The following is a 16,272-nucleotide window of genomic DNA, read 5'->3' on the forward strand; positions in this document are numbered from 1 at the left end:
TTCTAGTGAAGCAATCCTGCCCAGTCAACCAACTCTTTTCGAAACTTTCCGAAGAACCGAAGCTCCCCAGAAAGCAATAAAAGCGCTCCCTCCCGAAGACCCTGAGGTCGTCGGCAATCCAGCTGCCCGAGTCGATTGAGGCCGCGGAACTTAGCGATGAGATCCAACCGAAGCAAGGGCCTTTCGGCCTCGTTTCGAGCGTCTTCGTCAGCGCCGTTCCGAGCGAGGGGCGCATATAGGCGCGTGACGAAAGGATGACAAGCGTGAATCCGCACGCCTCTCCCGAGACCCCGGCAAGACCTGGGGATAGCGCGACGCGGGGTCGCGCCGGGCGGTCTCCACGCCCCCTCTATAGAAAGCCCAATGGAGAGCCCCGCGGGCCTCGCGCCTTGAACCGCCGCCGCCCCATCGCCACTTCCTGGAGACGTTGCGGAATCGGGGCGCCGCTACAGGGCCCCGGACCTCCGCGAACGAAGTCGCTTGAAGCGAAGGACTTCGCATGACCCGGACGATCCTGTTCGACAGCCCCTTTCTCCTGGGCTTCGAACACACCCGAGATTTGATCGAGCGCGCCGCCAAGGCCGCCGGCGAGAGCTATCCGCCCTATAATGTCGAGCAGACCGACGAAGGGGTGCGCATCACCCTGGCCGTGGCCGGCTTCTCGCCCGACCAGCTGCAGGTGACCGTCGAGGGCGGCCAGTTGGTCGTCGCCGGCCGCCGCGACGGCGACGGCAAGGGCGAGATCGACCGCGCCTACCTGCACCGGGGAATCGCCGCCCGCGGCTTCCTGCGCACCTTCGTGCTGGCGGAAGGCATGGAAGTGTCGGCGGCCACCCTCGAGCACGGCCTGCTGCATGTCGACGTCGCCCGCCCGCCGCCCGAGCGGCTGGTCAAGAAAATTCCCATCCGCTCGCAGGGCTGAAGCCCTTTGCAATCGCCCTTCCGAAGCTCGGCTGAACCGCGGGGCCTTCGGGGCGTTCCACTATCGAAGGAGGTGGTCACATGACGCCCAATTCGCACACGCCGTTCTTCTCGACCGAGGCCTTCGCCGCGCTGGGCGCGCCTGACCTCGTCTATGTGCGCCCGATCAAGGCGGCCGAGATCCTCGCCGACGCCCCCGAGGGCGTGGAGGACTTCGACCTCGCCCCCGACCAGACGCTCTATGCGGTGTGCCGGGCCGACGGGGCCCGCCTGGCGGTGCTGACCGACCGCGACGCGGCCGTGGCGGCCGCCCTGGCCCACGAACTGGCGCCGGTCTCGGTGCACTAGGCCTTTTCGGACTGGAAGACGGCCCAAACGAAAAGGGCGGCGGATCCTGCGATCCGCCGCCCTTCTTCTTTTATGCGACTACCGACCTCAGTTGAGGTTGGCGGCCGGCGCCTGCTGCTGGCGGAACATGGTGATGGCGATCAGGCGATCCCAACCGACCAGCGACACCAGGTGCGCGTAGATCTGGGCCAGGGCGCCCGTCGACTGCAGTTCCTTCAGCTTCTCGATCGGCAGGGCGTTCAGCTTGTCTTCCGAGACGCCGTAGTACTCGGCCACGACCTGCGGCTCGGCCGGCTGGCCATCGGCGCCCTGCGGGGTGAAGGTGGCCTTCTTCAGTTCGAAGAGGTCGTTGTCTTTCAGCAGCTGCACGAACGAGTCGGTGCGGCGGCGTTCGACTTCGAAGTCGTCGCAGAACTTGATGCAGTTCTGGGTGTATTCGGTCGGCTCGCCCTTGGCGTCGAACAGCGGGGTCTCGCCGCCTTCGGCCAGCAGGTTCGAACCGCGGTCGATGCAGACGATCATCCGGCCCTGGGCGTCGTCATTGGCCAGCACGAACGGATAGCGGCGGACATAGGCCGGGATGTAGACGCCGACTTCGGTCGAGCCGTCGGCGTGGATGAACAGGTTCTCGCCCTGGTTCAGGCCCATCACGGCCAGCGGAACGCGCTCGTCGCCGGCGAAGATGATCGGATAGGACAGGCCCGCGGGGCCGAATTCCGTGACCGTCAGCGGCACGGCGGTGCCGGCGGCGGCGAAGCCGTAGGGCTTGTCCTTGTGGACCAGACCCAGCGAGCCATGCTGCTCGCGGTTCAGCGGCTCGGGCGTCGAGTAGAAGAGAACGTTGCCGGTGATGCCGCCGGCGGTCTGGGTCGTTTCCATAAGAAGCTCTACAGAAGGGCTAAGAAGAACGGACGCTCTATCGCTTAGGCGGCCTTTGGTGGTCAGCGCTTCTAGCCGATCTGCGATATCCCGGCAATCGACACCTCCGGAGAGGGAATCGCCGTCCCGACCCTCGCCTGGCGAGCGAAGGCCGGGACCCGGACCAGCCTAGAACTTCCAGGCGATCCCGGTACGGATCGAACGGCCCGGCGACGGGGCGATGTCCTTCAGGAACGACGCGTGCTCGCGCACCTCCTCGTCGGTCAGGTTGCGGCCCTCGAGGAACAGGCGCAGCGGCTCGTCGGCGAAGGGCTTCACCGTCACCTTCAGGTTCACCACCGTATAGGCGTCGGTCGGCAGCTCGTAGGTGGCCACGCGATCCTGTTCGGCGACATGGCGCACTTCCAGTTCGCTCTCGACGCGCGAGACGGTCCAGATCGCCCGGCCGGTCACCGACCACGGCGGGATGCGGGCCGGCGCGCCCAGGTCGGTGGAGCCGCGCACATAGTCGGCCACGCCTTCCAGGCGCACGGCCTGCTCGCCCGAGCGCCAGGCGTTCCAGCCGACCTCCAGTTCAGCGCCGTGGAACTTGGCGCCGGTCTGGTAGTACTGGAACACCGGCAGGTTATCTTCCTCGGCGCCGGTCGGGGCTTCCTCGATGAAGTTGTCGTACCAGGCGCCCCACAGGTGGCCCTCGACGCGCAGGCGCTCGCCGGTCCAGCGATAGGTGCCCTCCAGCGAAGTGACGGTCTCGGAATCGAGGCTGTCGTCGCCCTTCTCGTAGCCGCCGGTGCCCGGGTGCGGGCCGTCGGCGAACAGTTCGAACTCGGTCGGGGCGCGGCCGTTGCGCGACAGGGTCAGGGCGTAGAACTGGTGCTCGGCCGGCTTGTAGAACACGCCCAGCGAGGCCGAGACGTTGTCGAAGTCGCGCTTCATCGTCGCCGTCTCCAGCGAGCGGGTGTCGAAGCGCAGGCCCGCGTCCACGCCCCAGTCGCCGCGATCGAGGCGCTGCAGGGTGAAGACGCCGTATTCCTTGATGTCGACGCTGGGCACGAAGGCCTCGTCGCCGATGGCCTCGAAGCTGCGGCTCAGGGCCTGGAAGCCGATGGCGCCCTGGTGGCCGTCATGCTCGCGATGGACCAGCTCGACGCGGCCCTCGGTGCCGTCCGACAGGAAGCGGGTGCCGACCTCGCCGTCCTCGACGCTGACCTCGGCGTGTTCGTAGTCGGCGTGGCCGATCGAGACGCGCACCTTCTCGAACCACGGATTGTCGAGCTCCTGCTCGCCGCGCAGGTCGTAGCGGGTCTGCTGCAGGTGGATCGAGACCGGGCCTTCGGCGTCCGGGTCGATGGGGGCCAGGATCTGCTCGTAGGGCACGCCGTAGGTGGTGTCGGTGCGCTTCACCGACAGGCCGAAGAAGCCGCGGTCGTGCACATAGGAGACGCCGGCGCCGTAGGCGTCCATCTCGACGTCGGTGTTGCGGACGGTCTTTTCCGGATCGACGGTCAGGCCGTCGCGGGCGGCCAGGCGCGCGGAGACCGGCGAGGTCGGGACCGAATAGTCGTCGCTGCGGCGGCGGTCGGCGTCGACGGCGAAGACCAGCGGGCCGACGTTGAACTTGGCCGCGCCGCTGACGCCCCAGCCGTCGTCGACCGAGGAGGCCGAGGCGGCGATGCGGCCTTCAATGCCGTTCTCGGCGCGGCTGGCGGGGACGCGATCGTCGATCATGTTGACCACGCCGCCGATGCCCGAGCCGCCATAGGCCAGGGTGGACGGGCCGCGCAGCACCTCGATGCGCGAGGCTTCGGCCGGATCGGAGGCCACGGCGTGGTCGGGCGACAGCGACGAGGCGTCGACCTGGCCGACGCCGTTCTGCAGCACCATCACCCGCGGGCCGGCCAGGCCCCGGATCACCGGCCGCGAGGCGCCAGGACCGTAGAAGGTGGAGCGCAGGCCCGGCAGGCCGTTCAGCACGTCGCCGAGGCCGGCCGGCGGGGCGGTGTCGAGCTTGTCGCGGGTCAGCACGTTGACGCTGCTGGTCACGGTGTCGAGCGAGACGGCGTAGGGGGCGGCGGTGACCACCACCTGCGAGACGGCGGTGTCCGCCGGGTCGGCGGCGGGATCGGCCGGAGCGGCGGTCGCATCGGCGGCCCAAACCGGAGCAGCGGCGGCGAGCGCGAGGAGGCTGGCGGCCGCGAAGACGTTGCGGCGGAGCGGAAGGCGGCGGGTCATGAACGACGGATCCTGGAACTGGCCGGGGGAGCGGCTCGTTTTCTGTTATGAAATAACATATCTCGCCGTCAATCCGCTTTCGCTTGACGCGAGCACGAGGCGGCTTTCTGTGTCTTCACGACCTCAGTCCGGGCTTTCCATGATGCGTTTTTCGTCTGTGCTCCCCTTTTCGGCCGCAATCTCGGTCGCCGGCCTGCTCCTCGGCTGCGCCCAGCTGACGGGCGACGCCGCGTCGAAGACTCCGGCAAAGACCTATGCCAAGGCCGGCGGGTCGAGCACCTGGACCAAACCGCCGAAGGGCTACCTGACCTTGGCCGAACCGTTCGACGCGCCGGGGATCGTCGGCCCGCCGCCGACGCCGGACTCGCCGCGCGGCAAGGCCGACCGCGCCGCCTATGACGACACCCGCAAGCTGGCGGGCACGCCGGCCTGGGACCGCGCGGTGGCCGACGCCGACCTCTCGGGCGCCAACGGCTTCAAGAGCTTTTCCTGCGCCGCGCGGGTGACGATCAATCCGCAGAAGACCCCGACCCTGGCCAATCTGCTGCTGCGCATGACCGACGACGCCGGGACCATCTATCGCCCGGCCAAGCAGGCCTTCTCGCGGCCCCGTCCGCCGGTGGGCAACAGCAAGCCGATCTGCGTGCCGCGCGAGAGCTGGATCCAGACCGAGGGTTCCTATCCGTCCGGCCACGCCCTGATCGGCTGGTCGTGGGGCCTGGTCCTGGCCGAGCTCGTGCCCGACCGCGCCGCCCAGATCACTGCTCGCGGGCGGGAGTTCGGCGACAGCCGGGTGATCTGCGGCGTCCACTTCCCCAGCGACCTGGAGGCCGGCCGCCTGCTGGGCGGGGTGATGGTGGCGCGGCTGCACGCCGACCCGGCCTTCGAGGCCGACCTGGAGAAGGCCAGGGCCGAGATCGCCGCCTCCAAGGCCGAGGGTCCGCCCACCGGCTGCGGCGACTGAGAATCGTCCCCAGGACGCGCGACAGGCCGATACAACTTTGAGCTTGAGCCCCCTTCGGCGGGGCGCCACCCTGGCGCCCTTTCGGGGGAGGGCTGAATGTTCCAGACCATGCGACGCGGCGCCGCCTGCGCCCTGTCGGTCTTTGCCTTGAGCGGCTGCGCGGTGTTCGCCCCGCCCGACGACCCCGTCCTCGACACCAAGATCACCACCGCCTACGAGGGCGTGGCCAAGCTGGCGGCCGAGGGCGAGATGGGTCTCTATGCCGACAAGGCCACCTATGCCAGCGCGATCGGGACCTATGCCGACATCCAGGCCGCCCTGGCCGTCGCCGCCGTGCGCGCGGGCAGCCAGCCCTACGCCGCCCGCCCCGCCCAGAAGGCCATCGCCGCGGAAGTGTCGCTGATCCAGGGCTGCAGCGCCCAGGTCAAGGGCCTGGCCCAACTGCACCAGATGGCCGGGATCATCCCCAACACCGGCGCGACCACCGCCATGATGGTGGCCTGCGACCAGGCCGCCAAGGCCGTCACCGCCATGAAGCCGAGGTAGCCCCCATGTCGATCGACTTCTCCACCCTGCAGGTCGACAACGCCGACGAGCTGGCGACCGTGCTGGAACAGCAGCTGGGCGCCACGGCCACCGACTGGTGGAACGCCAACAAGAGCGTCGTGCCGGGCTATCTGCGCAGCCTGGCCGAGGCCGCGATCCAGACCCGCACCGCCCTGGCCAACCACCAGATCACGCCGGAAGCCGCCGACCTGATCCTTCACAACCAGGAACTGGCCTTCAACCAGACCCTGCAGTTCACCAAGTTCATGACCCTGGTGCTGAGCCAGACCCTGCTGAACACGGTGTTCCAGGTGGTCGGCTGGGTGATCTACAACAGGACCGGCATCAACCTGGCCCCGAACCTGGTGCAGCCGGCGGGCGGCGGGACGGCGGCGGCGAGCTAGCGCTCAAATCGCCACTTGCTCGCCAAGGTAGAGCTTGGCATGAAAGTCACGTGGATGCTGATCAGCCGCTAACCGCCGACGCCTTTCTCCGGATGGTCGAGAGTAAGCGGGTAGTTGCGCGGGCGGTTGTCGAGGACCGGTTGGCCTGTCGCGAGGCCTGGATGGCTGCAGGCTTTGCCGTAGAATTTGCCTTAAAGGCGTTGATTATCCGACGCGAGCGCCTCAACTCCTGGCCATCGAAAGATAGCCGACCAGAACTTTATACTCACAGCCTCCGCGACCTTTTTCTGGCAGCCAGGATCGATCTGAAGGCGGCTCCGCGCGAGCTTCGCGGGTCTCTGCGTACGGTCTTGGACTGGAACCGCGCCCACGAGTATACTTCGGGCCGAATGAGCCGCGCCAATGCGCGGAGCATGGTTGCCGCAGCCTTTGACCCGGAAGGAGTGGTGGCTTGGCTGAACGGTCAGTGATGGAGATGGAGCGCAAGCTCAAGGCCGGCCACGAGTATGCGGCAGCGCTGAAGAAGCTCGGCTTCACGCCTGACGCCTTGCTGTGGGCCGGCGTCGGCGGCGAGGCGTCTGACGCCAAGATGGAATTGCTGATTGTCAGCAGCTGGGTCGATCACGTCGGCCCTAAAGCAATCTACGATCTTCTTTTCGAAGCCTATGATGCTAGCGCCACGCCCAAGGAAATAGACCCTTTCATTGTTAGTCTTTTTAGCCCGCGAACACAGGTTGGAGTCGATCTAAAGGCAGCGTTCAACACGATACGCGAAAGACATTTCGAACAACAATCCCGTACAGTTTTTGTCTTGGGAATGTTCGATTATTTCACCATACCTAATTGGATTATCACTTACCGCACCTCGAAATCTGCGCATTTCGACGATTTGCGTCGCTTCCAGGCGTTTCAGAATAACGTCGCGCAGCTCGCGGCCTAGCTTCCAAAGAAAAAGCCCCGCCGTTTCCAGCGGGGCTCGATCCTATCGAAGCTTCGAGAAGCCTCAGCCGCGCCGGTCGCGCTTGGCCAGCACGCGCAGGCGCAGGGCGTTGAGCTTGATGAAGCCGCCGGCGTCGCGGTGATCGTAGGCGACCTTGCCCTCTTCGAAGGTGACGAGGTCCTGGTCGTACAGGCTGTAGGGGCTCTCGCGACCAATGACCGTGACGTTGCCCTTGTAGAGCTTCACCCGCACGCGGCCGGTGACCTTCTCCTGGCTGTAGTCGATGGCCGCCTGCAGCATCTGGCGCTCCGGCGTGAACCAGAAGCCGTTGTACACCAGCTCGGCGTACTTCGGCATCAGCTCGTCCTTCAGGTGCATGGCGCCGCGGTCGAGCGTGATGCTCTCGATGCCGCGGTGAGCGGCCAGCAGGATGGTGCCGCCCGGGGTCTCGTAGACGCCGCGCGACTTCATGCCGACGAAGCGGTTCTCGACCAGGTCCAGACGGCCGACGCCGTTGTCGCGGCCCAGCTCGTTCAGCTTGGTCAGCAGGGTGGCCGGGCTCATCGCCATGCCGTCGATGGCGACCGGGTCGCCCTTCTCGAAGTCGATCGTGATGACGGTCGGCGCATCCGGCGCGTCTTCCGGCGCGATCGTACGCATGTGGACGAACTCGGGGGCCTCGACCGCCGGGTCTTCCAGGACCTTACCTTCCGACGAGGAGTGCAGCAGGTTGGCGTCGACGCTGAACGGCGCCTCGCCGCGCTTGTCCTTGGCGATCTGGATCTGGTGCTTTTCGGCGAACTCCAACAGCGCTTCGCGCGACTTGAAGTCCCATTCGCGCCAGGGGGCGATCACGTGGATGTCGGGCTCGAGGCCGTAATAGCCGAGCTCGAAGCGGACCTGGTCGTTGCCCTTGCCGGTGGCGCCGTGGCTGACGGCGTCGGCGCCGACCTGGCGGGCGATCTCGATCTGGCGCTTGGCGATCAGCGGGCGGGCGATCGAGGTGCCGAGCAGGTATTGGCCTTCGTAGACCGTGTTGGCGCGGAACATCGGGAACACGAAATCGCGCACGAACTCCTCGCGCACGTCCTCGATGAAGATGTTCTCGGGCTTCACGCCGGCGGCCAGGGCCTTGGCGCGGGCGGGCTCGATCTCTTCACCTTGGCCCAGGTCGGCGGTGAAGGTCACGACCTCGGCGCCGTACTCGGTCTGAAGCCACTTGAGGATGATCGAGGTGTCGAGACCGCCCGAATAGGCGAGCACGACCTTCTTCACGGGCTTGTCGGCCATGAGCGGGGTCCTTGTCGAAGGCGAAAACACAAAGTCGCGGGGCGTTTAGCGCGCTTTTGCGACGAGGGAAACACACGGTGGAACCGGCGTGGAGCTAGAGCCGGATCTTGCCCTCTTCGGCCAGCTGGTTCAGCGCCCGGCGCACCTGGGTCAGATGGATGACCGCCAGGATCGCCGCCAGGGTGGCGCGCAGGCCCAGCATGGTCAGCCGCAAGGTCAGGTCCTCGGCCTGGCGGCTCTCGACCAGCAGGTAGAGGCTGATGGCGAAGGCCCCGGCCGGCAGCAGCACCAGGGCCGGTCCGCGCGGCAGGCGCAGCAGGGTGGAGCCCTTGGGCGACCAGGCCACCGGGGTCGGCTCGCCCTTGGGGATCTTGCTCCAGGCCATGCGCGACGCCCCGGCCATGATCGACAGGGCCAGGATCCAGAGCACGTCGCCGATGACGCCGAGAATATCCATCTAGAGGTTCAGTCTCACACAGTGACCTGGGCGCCGAGCTCGACGACGCGGCCAGGGGGAATCTTGAAGAAGTCGGTCGGATTGGCCGCGTTCTTCATCAGGAAGATGTACAGCCGATCCTGCCACAGCGGCATGCCCGAATTGGCCGACGGCACGATCGAGCGGCGGCCGAGGAAAAAGCTGGTCGCCATGATGTCGAACTTCAGCCCCTGCTGCTTGCGCAGCAGCGCCAGCGCCTTGGGCACGTTCGGGCTCTCCATGAAGCCGTAGTAGATCTCGACCTTCTTGAAGTCCTCGTTGACCTTGAAGGTCTTGATCCGCTCCTCCTCGGGCACGCGCGGCGTCTCGGCCGTGCGCACCGTCAGCACCACGTTGCGCTCGTGCAGCACCTTGTTGTGCTTGAGGTTGTGCATCAGGGCGACCGGGGTCATGTCCGGATCGGAGGTCAGGAAGATCGCCGTGCCCGGCGCGCGGTGCGGGGCCCGCGCGCGCAGGATCTCCATCAGGTCGGCCAGGGGCACAGAGTCGCGGCGGGTCTTCTCGCTGAGGATCTGGCTGCCGCGCACCCAGGTGGCCATGATCGTGAACAGGGCCGCCCCGATCAGCACCGGCAACCAGCCGCCGGTGAAGAAGCGCAGGGCGTTGGCGCTGAGGAAGACGAGATCCAGCGTCATGAACGGGATCAGGAAGGCCAGGGCCACCGGCAGCTGCCACTTCCACAGCTGGCGCATGACGATGAAGGCCATGGCGGTCGTGACGACCATGGTGCCGGTCACCGCCAGGCCGTAGGCGTGAGCCATGGCCGACGAGGTCTTGAAGGTGAACATCACCGCCAGCACGCCCAGCAGCAGCATGGTGTTGAGCTGCGGCACGAAGATCTGGCCCGACTGGGTCTCCGAGGTGCGGCGCACGTCCATGCGCGGCAGCAGGCCCAGCTGGATCGCCTGCTGGGTCAGCGAGAAGGCGCCGGTGATCACCGCCTGGCTGGCGATGACGGTGGCCGCGCCGGCCAGGATGACCAGCGGCAGGCGCAGGACGTCGGGCGCCATCTCGAAGAACCAGTTCAGCTCCTGGAACGGCACGCCGGCCCGCTCGGCCTCGACCAGGGTGTTCAGCGCCAGGGCGCCCTGGCCCAGATAGTTCAGCGCCAGGCACGGCAGCACGAAGAACAGCCAGGCGGCCTGGATCGGCCAGCGGCCGAAGTGGCCCATGTCGGCGGTCAGGGCCTCGGCCCCGGTGACGGTCAGGAACACCGCGCCCAGCACGATGAAGCCGGCCATGCCGTGCTGCATCAGGAAATGGACGGCGTAGTAGGGGTTGATGGCCCGGAACACGCCGGGATGGTCGATCAGGTGGAAGACGCCAAGGGCGGCCATCACGGCGAACCACACGGCGCAGACCGGGCCGAACAGCTGGCCGACCTTGGCCGTGCCGCGGCTCTGGATGAAGAACAGCCCCAGCAGCATCACGGTCGCGATCAGCAGCACCGCTTCGGTGCTGATCGAGTGCTCCAGCGCCGGAATGGTGCGCAGGCCCTCGACCGCCGACAGCACCGACATCGCCGGGGTGATCACCGCGTCGCCATAGAACAGCGCCGCCCCGATCACGCCCAGGCCGAACACCAGCGCCGTGCGTCGGCCCATCGCCCGTTGAGCCAGGGCCATCAGCGACAGCACCCCGCCCTCGCCCTTGTTGTCGGCGCGCATGATGAAGAGGACGTACTTGATCGTCACGACCAGGATCAGCGCCCACAGGGCCAGCGACACGATCCCCAGGATCTCGGCCCGGGTCACGCCGTCGGAGGCCGCCACGTGCAGCGCCTCCTTGAAGGCGTAGAGCGGGCTGGTGCCGATGTCGCCGAACACGACGCCGACGGACCCCAAGGCAAGCGCCAGCGTGCCATGACCCTTGGGGCCGTGACCATTGGCGGAACCACCTTGTTGTGGAATGTCGCACGCCGCGACGGAGGCGTTCTCAGAAGTCGAAACGCCGGAGGCTTCGGAAGCCATTCAATCCCTCCGGGACCGCGCCCTCGAAAATCTCGCGCGAAGCCCCATATCGATCAAGCGGGGCGCGATACACCCAATCCGATCCGGGTTCAATCGCGACCTTGGCCGCGCGCCTTTACGGTTTTTGTTTCAACGCGCGCGTTCCCCCCTTACGTTCCGGACTTAGCAGAAGATCATGTCCGACAGTCAGAAGTTCCCCGTCGCCGCTCACGCCCTGGCCTATCTGGCGCACAAGGAGGCTTTCAGCCCCGACCGCGCCGTGGCCAGCGCCGAACTCGCGGCCTCCGTCCCCACCAATCCGGTGGTGGTGCGGCGCGTCACCGCCATGCTCGGCAAGGCGGGGCTGATCGGCGCGCGCGCCGGCGCCAACGGCGGCGCCTGGCTGCTGAAGCCGGCGACGGACATCACCCTCGACACCGTGCTGCGGGCCGTCCACGGCTGCGCCAACCTGGGCACCGCTCCTCCAGGCGTGAAGGGCTGCCCCGTCGGCGCGCGGATCCCAGACGCCGTCCGCGCGGCCCTGATCGCCGCCGACGCCGCCGCCGCCGAGCGCCTGTCGCGCATCTCGGTCGCCGACCTGCTGGCCGACCCGGCCGAGCGCGAGGCCGTGCTGCAGAGCGCCTAAAAGGGCTCCGCAGAAAAACTGCACCCGAAATTGTTGCGATTACCCCTGGCGCCGATCGAGGGCGTTATTACGTAATCGCTACCGATACAGTTCCTGTTCGGAAAACATCATTCTCCTCAGGGGACAACCGCCATGACCACCAAGGTCGCCATCGTCTATCATTCGGGCTACGGCCACACCGCCGTCCTCGCCGACAAGGTCGCCCAGGGCGTCCGTGACGCCGGCCAGACCCCGGTTCTGCTCGCCATCGAAAGCGCGAGCCAGGACTTCAAGCCGATCCTCGACGCCGTGACCGAGTCCGACGCCGTGGTGTTCGGCGCGCCGACCTACATGGGCGACGTCTCGGGCGTGTTCAAAGTCTTCGCCGACGCCTCCTCGGCCGCCTTCTTCACCGGCGCCTGGAAGGACAAGCTGGCCGCGGGCTTCACCAACTCGCACAGCTTCTCGGGCGACAAGGCCCATGCCCTGAACAGCCTGGCCATCCTGGCCGCCCAGCACGGCATGAACTGGATCAACCTGGGCATCGCCCCGCCGAACGTCACCGCCGCCGAGCGTGGTCCGGAAACCATCAACCGCGTCGGCTCGTTCGTCGGCCTCGCCGCCCAGTCGGACAACGCCTCGCCGGAGATCACCCCGCCGGCCGGCGACCGCGAGACCGCCCGTCTGCTCGGCGTACGGGTGGCCGAGGCCGCCGTCCGCTGGACCCGCGGTGCCCAGCCGGCGCTCAGCGACGCGGCCTAAGCGATACCGGGCGCGCCATCCCCCCCTCAGAGGCGCGCCCCTCGCGGAGGAACGATCGACCCCGCCCCCGGCGGTCGTTCCTCCGCCCCCCGCTTGAACCGGCGGGTCCGGCGTGCTCGACTCCGGCGACGCTTCGTTCGCAGGACCTTTCACGACATGGCCCGCCGCCTCGCCCTGATCACCGGCGCCTCCGCCGGCATCGGGGCCGCCTTCGCCCGCATCTACGCCAGCCACGGCTACGACGTGGCCCTGACCGCCCGCCGGCTCGACCGGCTGGAGGCCCTGGCCGCCGAGATCCGCATGCGCTTCGGGGTCGAGGCCTATGCGATCGCCGCCGACCTGGCCGATCCGGCCGGGGTCGATGCGGTGCTGGCCGGGGTCGCCGCCGAGGGCCGCGAGATCGACGCGCTCGTGAACAACGCCGGCTACGGCCTGCCCGGAGCCTACGACAAGACCAGCTGGGCCGACCAGTCGACCTTCCTGCAGGTGATGCTGACCTCGGTCTGCGCCCTGACCCACAAGGTGCTGCCGGGCATGGTCGAGCGCCGCTTCGGCCGCATCGTCAACGTCGCCTCTCTGGCCGGCCTGGCCCCCGGCTCGGCCGGCCACACCCTCTATGCGGCGACCAAGAGCTTCCTGGTGAAGTTCTCCCAGAGCCTGCACCTGGAGAACCTGGCGACCGGCGTGCACGTCAGCGCCCTGTGCCCCGGCTTCACCCTGTCGGAATTCCACGACGTCAACGGCACCCGCGCTCAGGTCAGCCAGAGCCTGCCGGCCTGGATGTGGCTGGGGGCCGACGAGGTCGCCGCCGCCGGCTACGAGGCCGCCGAGGCCAACCGCCCCGTCTGTGTCACCGGCGCGCCCAACAAGGCCATCGCCGTGCTCGCCAAGATCATCCCCGACGAATGGGCCCTGGCCCTGATCGCCAGCCAGGGCGGGAAGTTCAGGAAGGTCTAGCAAGACCCTCCCCCTGAGGGGGGGAGGTGTCGCCGAAGGCGACGGAGGGGGAAGTAAACCCAGCCTCCGCAAAGCCTTCCCTCTCCGACCGCTTCGCGGCCACCTCTCCCTTCAGGGAGAGGGCTTTTACTTCTCCGCCGCGTACGGCGCCTTCGCATCCGCGCGGATCAGCCCGCGCGTCGCGTCGCCCACCCCGATCAGCACGAACTGCACCGCGAGCGCGCAGAGGATCAGGCCCAGCACGCGCACAACGATGCTCATGCCGATGCGGCCCAGCACCTTGCTGATCACCGGCGCGGCCCAGAAGGTGGCGACCAGCACCACCGACACCGCCGCGATCACGCCGACGCCCAGCGCCATGCCGGCCAGCCCCAGGTGCTTGGCCTCGCTGGCGTAGATGATCACGGTCGAGATCGCGCCGGGGCCGATCAGCAGCGGCATGGCGAACGGCACGATCAGCCGCTCGAACCGCTTCTTGGCGTAGACCCGGGCCGACACCACCTCGGTCTCGCCCTCGGCGGCGTCGGCGAACATGGTGGTGAAGTCGTCGCGCACCATGTCCAGGCCGAGGATGAACAGGATGATGCCGCCGGCGATGCGGAAGGCCGGCATCGAGATGCCGAAGAACTCGAGCAGGCTGACGCCCGTGAAATAGAAGAAGACCAGGAAGGCCAGCACGAAGAGGCCGATATAGACAGCCACCATCCGCCGGCCCGCCGAGGCCGCGCCGAGAGTGGCGGCGGCGAACAGCGGCACGTTGCCGATCGGGTCGATCAGGGCGAACAGCGCGACGAAGAAGTTGACGGCGAGTTCGGCCTGGCTCATTCGACGTCCTCAACCTTCATGCCTGTGCGGGAAACGTCGCTCTCTCTAGAGCGATGCGGGCTCGCGCGCCAACACCGGAGCCTTGAAATGACCGCCGATCCGCGCCTGATCGTCCCGCTCGACCTGCCCACGGTCGCCGACGCCCGCGGCATGGTCGACCAGCTCGGCGACGCGGTGTCGTTCTACAAGATCGGCCTGGAGCTGCTGGCCACCGACGGCATGGCCTTCGCCGGCGACCTCAAGAAGGCCGGCAAGCAGGTGTTCCTGGACTGGAAGCTGCACGACATCGGCGCGACGGTGGAGCGCTCGGCCCGGGTGCTGGCCGGGGCCGGCTGCGACCTGCTGACCGTCCATGCGGAGCCGCAGGTGATGCGCGCGGCCGTGAAGGCCGCCGCAGGCTCGGACCTGAAGATCCTGGCGGTGACCGTGCTGACCAGCCTGAACGACGCTGACCTGATCGAGATGGGCTACGCCTTCAGCGCCCGCGCGCTGGTGGAGCGGCGCATCCGCCAGGCCGTGGAATGCGGCGTCGACGGCATCGTCTCCTCGCCGCACGAAGCCGCTCTCGCCCGCGAGATCGGCGGCCCGGACTTCCTCGTGGTGACGCCGGGCGTGCGCCCCTTCTGGTCGGCCAAGAACGATCAGGCCCGCGCCGCCACCCCCGCCGACGCCATCGCCGCCGGCGCCAGCCACTTGGTCTGCGGCCGTCCGATCACGGCGGCCAACGATCCGCGCGAGGCGGCTCTCAAGGTGATCGCGGAGATGGCGGGGTTTTAGGTCCCCACTTCCCACACCCTCAACAGTCGTCATCCCGGCCGAAGCGCAGCGTAGAGCCGGGACCCAGGGGCCGCCGCAACGCGTCGGCAGGCGCCTGGGCGGCGAACCTTGGCGCAGCGCCCAGTCCCCTGGGTCCCGGATAACGGCTTCGCCGTTTCCGGGATGACGAGCTTATTGAATTGGGGCCTGAGCGTTACGCCCAAGCCCCGTACGGATCCACCGACTCCTTGCCCAGCGCCTGGGCCACGGCCGGGTGGGTCAGCTGGCCGGCCAGGACGTTGAGGCCGCGGGCCAGGTGGACGTTGGTCTTCAGCGCGTCCAGGCCCTTGTCGGCCAGGGCCAGGCCGAACGGCAGGGTGGCGTTGCCCAGGGCTTCCGACGAGGTGCGCGGGGCCGCGCCCGGCATGTTGGCCACGCAGTAGTGGACGACGCCGTCGACCGTGTAGGTCGGCTCGGCGTGGGTGGTCGGGTGGCTGGTCTCGAAGCAGCCGCCCTGGTCGATCGACACGTCGACCAGCACCGAGCCCGGCTTCATCTTCGAAAGATGCTCGCGACGCACCAGCTTCGGCGCGGCCGCGCCGGCGGTCAGCACCGCGCCGATGATCACGTCGGCCTTGAGGATCTCTTCCTCCACCGCGGCGAAGGTCGAGTAGCGCGTGAGAATGCGGCCCTGATAGAGGTCGTCCAGCTCGCGCATGCGCGGGATCGAACGTTCCAGCACCACCACCTCGGCGCCCAGGCCGGCGGCCATGCGGGCGGCGTTGGAGCCGACCACCCCGCCGCCCAGCACCACCACGCGGGCCGGCGGCACACCGGGCACGCCGCTGAGCAGCAAGCCCATGCCGCCATTGTGCTTGAGCAGGGTCTCGGCCGCCGAGAACACGGCGATGCGGCCGGCCACTTCCGACATCGGGGCCAGCAGCGGCAGGCCGCCCTTGGCGTCCGTAACGGTCTCGTAGGCGATAGCCGCGCAGCCCGAAGCCAGCAGGCCCTCGGTCTGGGCCGGATCCGGCGCCAGGTGCAGGTAGGTGAAGAGGATGTGGCGCTGCGTCAGGCGCTCCCACTCGATCTTCTGGGGCTCCTTGACCTTCACGATCATCTCGGCGCCCGCGAACACCGCGTCGGCGTCGGGGGCGATGGTCGCCCCGGCCTTGACGTAGGCGTCGTCGGCATAGCCGGCGCCCAGGCCCGCGCCCTGCTGCACCAGCACCTGGTGGCCATGGGCGACATATTCACGGACGGCGGTGGGGGTCAGGCCGACCCGGTGCTCGCCCGGTTTGATCTCGGAGGGGACGCCGACGCGCATGATGTTTCCTCGGTTTATGGCTTTAACGCTGGTGTACGCCTCTCCGTTCGC

The 16,272-nt window shown here is 68.0% G+C and carries 18 protein-coding genes; 11 read left to right on the forward strand and 7 right to left on the reverse strand.

The genetic code is table 11. The annotated features are described in order from the left end of the window. The first annotated feature begins 499 nt into the window (after nucleotides 1–499). Together AC07NS_RS04795 and AC07NS_RS04800 are read left to right on the forward strand one after the other, a co-directional pair. On the forward strand, nucleotides 500–922 hold the full coding sequence (locus AC07NS_RS04795) for an Hsp20 family protein (protein WP_110122191.1): 423 nt from the start codon (nucleotides 500–502) through the stop codon (nucleotides 920–922). Nucleotides 923–1,002: 80 nt separating this feature from the next. Further along, nucleotides 1,003–1,269, forward strand: coding sequence for a DUF1150 family protein (locus AC07NS_RS04800; RefSeq protein WP_110122192.1), 267 nt, complete (start codon nucleotides 1,003–1,005; stop codon nucleotides 1,267–1,269). A gap of 87 nt (nucleotides 1,270–1,356) precedes the next feature. Here the strand turns inward: AC07NS_RS04800 and AC07NS_RS04805 are convergent, their stop codons facing one another. After that, nucleotides 1,357–2,148 (reverse strand): SapC family protein, encoded by a 792-nt coding sequence (locus AC07NS_RS04805; RefSeq protein ID WP_494601880.1) that lies wholly within the window; start codon nucleotides 2,146–2,148, stop codon nucleotides 1,357–1,359. 168 nt (nucleotides 2,149–2,316) lie between these two features. After that, nucleotides 2,317–4,380 (reverse strand): TonB-dependent receptor, encoded by a 2,064-nt coding sequence (locus AC07NS_RS04810; RefSeq protein WP_494601881.1) that lies wholly within the window; start codon nucleotides 4,378–4,380, stop codon nucleotides 2,317–2,319. Nucleotides 4,381–4,522: 142 nt separating this feature from the next. On the opposite strand from AC07NS_RS04810, the gene AC07NS_RS04815 reads away from it, so the two are divergent. From AC07NS_RS04815 to AC07NS_RS04835, 5 genes are all read left to right on the forward strand, one after another. Next, nucleotides 4,523–5,344 carry an acid phosphatase gene (locus tag AC07NS_RS04815; protein WP_494601883.1) on the forward strand — a complete coding sequence of 274 codons (822 nt, stop codon included), beginning with the start codon at nucleotides 4,523–4,525 and terminating at the stop codon, nucleotides 5,342–5,344. 96 nt (nucleotides 5,345–5,440) lie between these two features. After that, on the forward strand, nucleotides 5,441–5,890 hold the full coding sequence (locus AC07NS_RS04820; RefSeq protein WP_494601885.1) for a hypothetical protein: 450 nt from the start codon (nucleotides 5,441–5,443) through the stop codon (nucleotides 5,888–5,890). Nucleotides 5,891–5,895: 5 nt separating this feature from the next. Continuing rightward, on the forward strand, nucleotides 5,896–6,294 hold the full coding sequence (locus AC07NS_RS04825) for a hypothetical protein (RefSeq protein WP_494601886.1): 399 nt from the start codon (nucleotides 5,896–5,898) through the stop codon (nucleotides 6,292–6,294). 50 nt (nucleotides 6,295–6,344) lie between these two features. Further along, nucleotides 6,345–6,764 (forward strand): hypothetical protein, encoded by a 420-nt coding sequence (locus AC07NS_RS04830; RefSeq protein WP_494601887.1) that lies wholly within the window; start codon nucleotides 6,345–6,347, stop codon nucleotides 6,762–6,764. Further along, entirely contained in the window at nucleotides 6,746–7,234 is a 489-nt protein-coding gene (locus AC07NS_RS04835) for a hypothetical protein (protein ID WP_494601889.1), read from the forward strand. Before AC07NS_RS04830 ends, AC07NS_RS04835 begins: the two co-directional genes overlap by 19 nt. Before the next feature lie 63 nt (nucleotides 7,235–7,297). Here the strand turns inward: AC07NS_RS04835 and AC07NS_RS04840 are convergent, their stop codons facing one another. The 3 genes from AC07NS_RS04840 to AC07NS_RS04850 form a co-directional block, all read right to left on the reverse strand. After that, nucleotides 7,298–8,524: an argininosuccinate synthase gene (locus tag AC07NS_RS04840; RefSeq protein ID WP_494601890.1), complete on the reverse strand. Its 1,227-nt coding sequence runs from the start codon at nucleotides 8,522–8,524 to the stop codon at nucleotides 7,298–7,300. Nucleotides 8,525–8,618: 94 nt separating this feature from the next. After that, nucleotides 8,619–8,981, reverse strand: a complete 363-nt coding sequence (locus AC07NS_RS04845) for a hypothetical protein (protein WP_487291206.1) — start codon at nucleotides 8,979–8,981, stop codon at nucleotides 8,619–8,621. Between the two features lie 14 nt (nucleotides 8,982–8,995). Then, nucleotides 8,996–10,990 (reverse strand): potassium transporter Kup, encoded by a 1,995-nt coding sequence (locus AC07NS_RS04850; protein ID WP_494601891.1) that lies wholly within the window; start codon nucleotides 10,988–10,990, stop codon nucleotides 8,996–8,998. A gap of 175 nt (nucleotides 10,991–11,165) precedes the next feature. Here AC07NS_RS04850 and AC07NS_RS04855 point away from each other — a divergent pair, with 175 nt between their 5' ends. The 3 genes from AC07NS_RS04855 to AC07NS_RS04865 all read left to right on the forward strand — a co-directional run bounded on the left by AC07NS_RS04855 (nucleotide 11,166) and on the right by AC07NS_RS04865 (nucleotide 13,313). Further along, nucleotides 11,166–11,615, forward strand: coding sequence for an Rrf2 family transcriptional regulator (locus tag AC07NS_RS04855; RefSeq protein WP_110133029.1), 450 nt, complete (start codon nucleotides 11,166–11,168; stop codon nucleotides 11,613–11,615). 132 nt (nucleotides 11,616–11,747) lie between these two features. Beyond that, nucleotides 11,748–12,356: a flavodoxin family protein gene (locus tag AC07NS_RS04860; protein ID WP_110122203.1), complete on the forward strand. Its 609-nt coding sequence runs from the start codon at nucleotides 11,748–11,750 to the stop codon at nucleotides 12,354–12,356. 156 nt (nucleotides 12,357–12,512) lie between these two features. Further along, nucleotides 12,513–13,313: an SDR family NAD(P)-dependent oxidoreductase gene (locus AC07NS_RS04865; RefSeq protein ID WP_494601893.1), complete on the forward strand. Its 801-nt coding sequence runs from the start codon at nucleotides 12,513–12,515 to the stop codon at nucleotides 13,311–13,313. Between the two features lie 126 nt (nucleotides 13,314–13,439). Here the strand turns inward: AC07NS_RS04865 and AC07NS_RS04870 are convergent, their stop codons facing one another. Then, the gene (locus tag AC07NS_RS04870; RefSeq protein ID WP_494601894.1) at nucleotides 13,440–14,138 is read right to left on the reverse strand and encodes a MarC family protein; all 699 of its coding nucleotides are present in this window, start codon (nucleotides 14,136–14,138) and stop codon (nucleotides 13,440–13,442) included. Nucleotides 14,139–14,225: 87 nt separating this feature from the next. Between AC07NS_RS04870 and pyrF the strand changes: the two genes are divergently transcribed. Continuing rightward, nucleotides 14,226–14,915 (forward strand): orotidine-5'-phosphate decarboxylase, encoded by a 690-nt coding sequence (gene pyrF, locus AC07NS_RS04875; protein WP_494601896.1) that lies wholly within the window; start codon nucleotides 14,226–14,228, stop codon nucleotides 14,913–14,915. A 193-nt stretch (nucleotides 14,916–15,108) separates the two neighbouring features. On the opposite strand, the gene ald is transcribed toward pyrF, so the two are convergent. Next, the gene (gene ald, locus AC07NS_RS04880; protein WP_494601897.1) at nucleotides 15,109–16,221 is read right to left on the reverse strand and encodes an alanine dehydrogenase; all 1,113 of its coding nucleotides are present in this window, start codon (nucleotides 16,219–16,221) and stop codon (nucleotides 15,109–15,111) included. Nucleotides 16,222–16,272: the final 51 nt, after the last annotated feature.

Source organism: Caulobacter sp. GW821-FHT10A10, assembly GCF_059415745.1.

Bases quoted from the DNA above. Each gene is read 5' to 3' on its own strand.
- AC07NS_RS04850 (WP_494601891.1), bottom strand. From the start codon at position 10,990: ATGGCTTCCGAAGCCTCCGGCGTTTCGACTTCTGAGAACGCCTCCGTC.
- AC07NS_RS04795 (WP_110122191.1), top strand. From the start codon at position 500: ATGACCCGGACGATCCTGTTCGACAGCCCCTTTCTCCTGGGCTTCGAA.
- AC07NS_RS04810 (WP_494601881.1), bottom strand. From the start codon at position 4,380: ATGACCCGCCGCCTTCCGCTCCGCCGCAACGTCTTCGCGGCCGCCAGC.
- AC07NS_RS04865 (WP_494601893.1), top strand. From the start codon at position 12,513: ATGGCCCGCCGCCTCGCCCTGATCACCGGCGCCTCCGCCGGCATCGGG.
- AC07NS_RS04800 (WP_110122192.1), top strand. From the start codon at position 1,003: ATGACGCCCAATTCGCACACGCCGTTCTTCTCGACCGAGGCCTTCGCC.
- AC07NS_RS04820 (WP_494601885.1), top strand. From the start codon at position 5,441: ATGTTCCAGACCATGCGACGCGGCGCCGCCTGCGCCCTGTCGGTCTTT.
- ald (WP_494601897.1), bottom strand. From the start codon at position 16,221: ATGCGCGTCGGCGTCCCCTCCGAGATCAAACCGGGCGAGCACCGGGTC.
- AC07NS_RS04840 (WP_494601890.1), bottom strand. From the start codon at position 8,524: ATGGCCGACAAGCCCGTGAAGAAGGTCGTGCTCGCCTATTCGGGCGGT.
- AC07NS_RS04845 (WP_487291206.1), bottom strand. From the start codon at position 8,981: ATGGATATTCTCGGCGTCATCGGCGACGTGCTCTGGATCCTGGCCCTG.
- AC07NS_RS04860 (WP_110122203.1), top strand. From the start codon at position 11,748: ATGACCACCAAGGTCGCCATCGTCTATCATTCGGGCTACGGCCACACC.
- AC07NS_RS04805 (WP_494601880.1), bottom strand. From the start codon at position 2,148: ATGGAAACGACCCAGACCGCCGGCGGCATCACCGGCAACGTTCTCTTC.
- AC07NS_RS04855 (WP_110133029.1), top strand. From the start codon at position 11,166: ATGTCCGACAGTCAGAAGTTCCCCGTCGCCGCTCACGCCCTGGCCTAT.
- AC07NS_RS04870 (WP_494601894.1), bottom strand. From the start codon at position 14,138: ATGAGCCAGGCCGAACTCGCCGTCAACTTCTTCGTCGCGCTGTTCGCC.
- AC07NS_RS04825 (WP_494601886.1), top strand. From the start codon at position 5,896: ATGTCGATCGACTTCTCCACCCTGCAGGTCGACAACGCCGACGAGCTG.
- pyrF (WP_494601896.1), top strand. From the start codon at position 14,226: ATGACCGCCGATCCGCGCCTGATCGTCCCGCTCGACCTGCCCACGGTC.
- AC07NS_RS04815 (WP_494601883.1), top strand. From the start codon at position 4,523: ATGCGTTTTTCGTCTGTGCTCCCCTTTTCGGCCGCAATCTCGGTCGCC.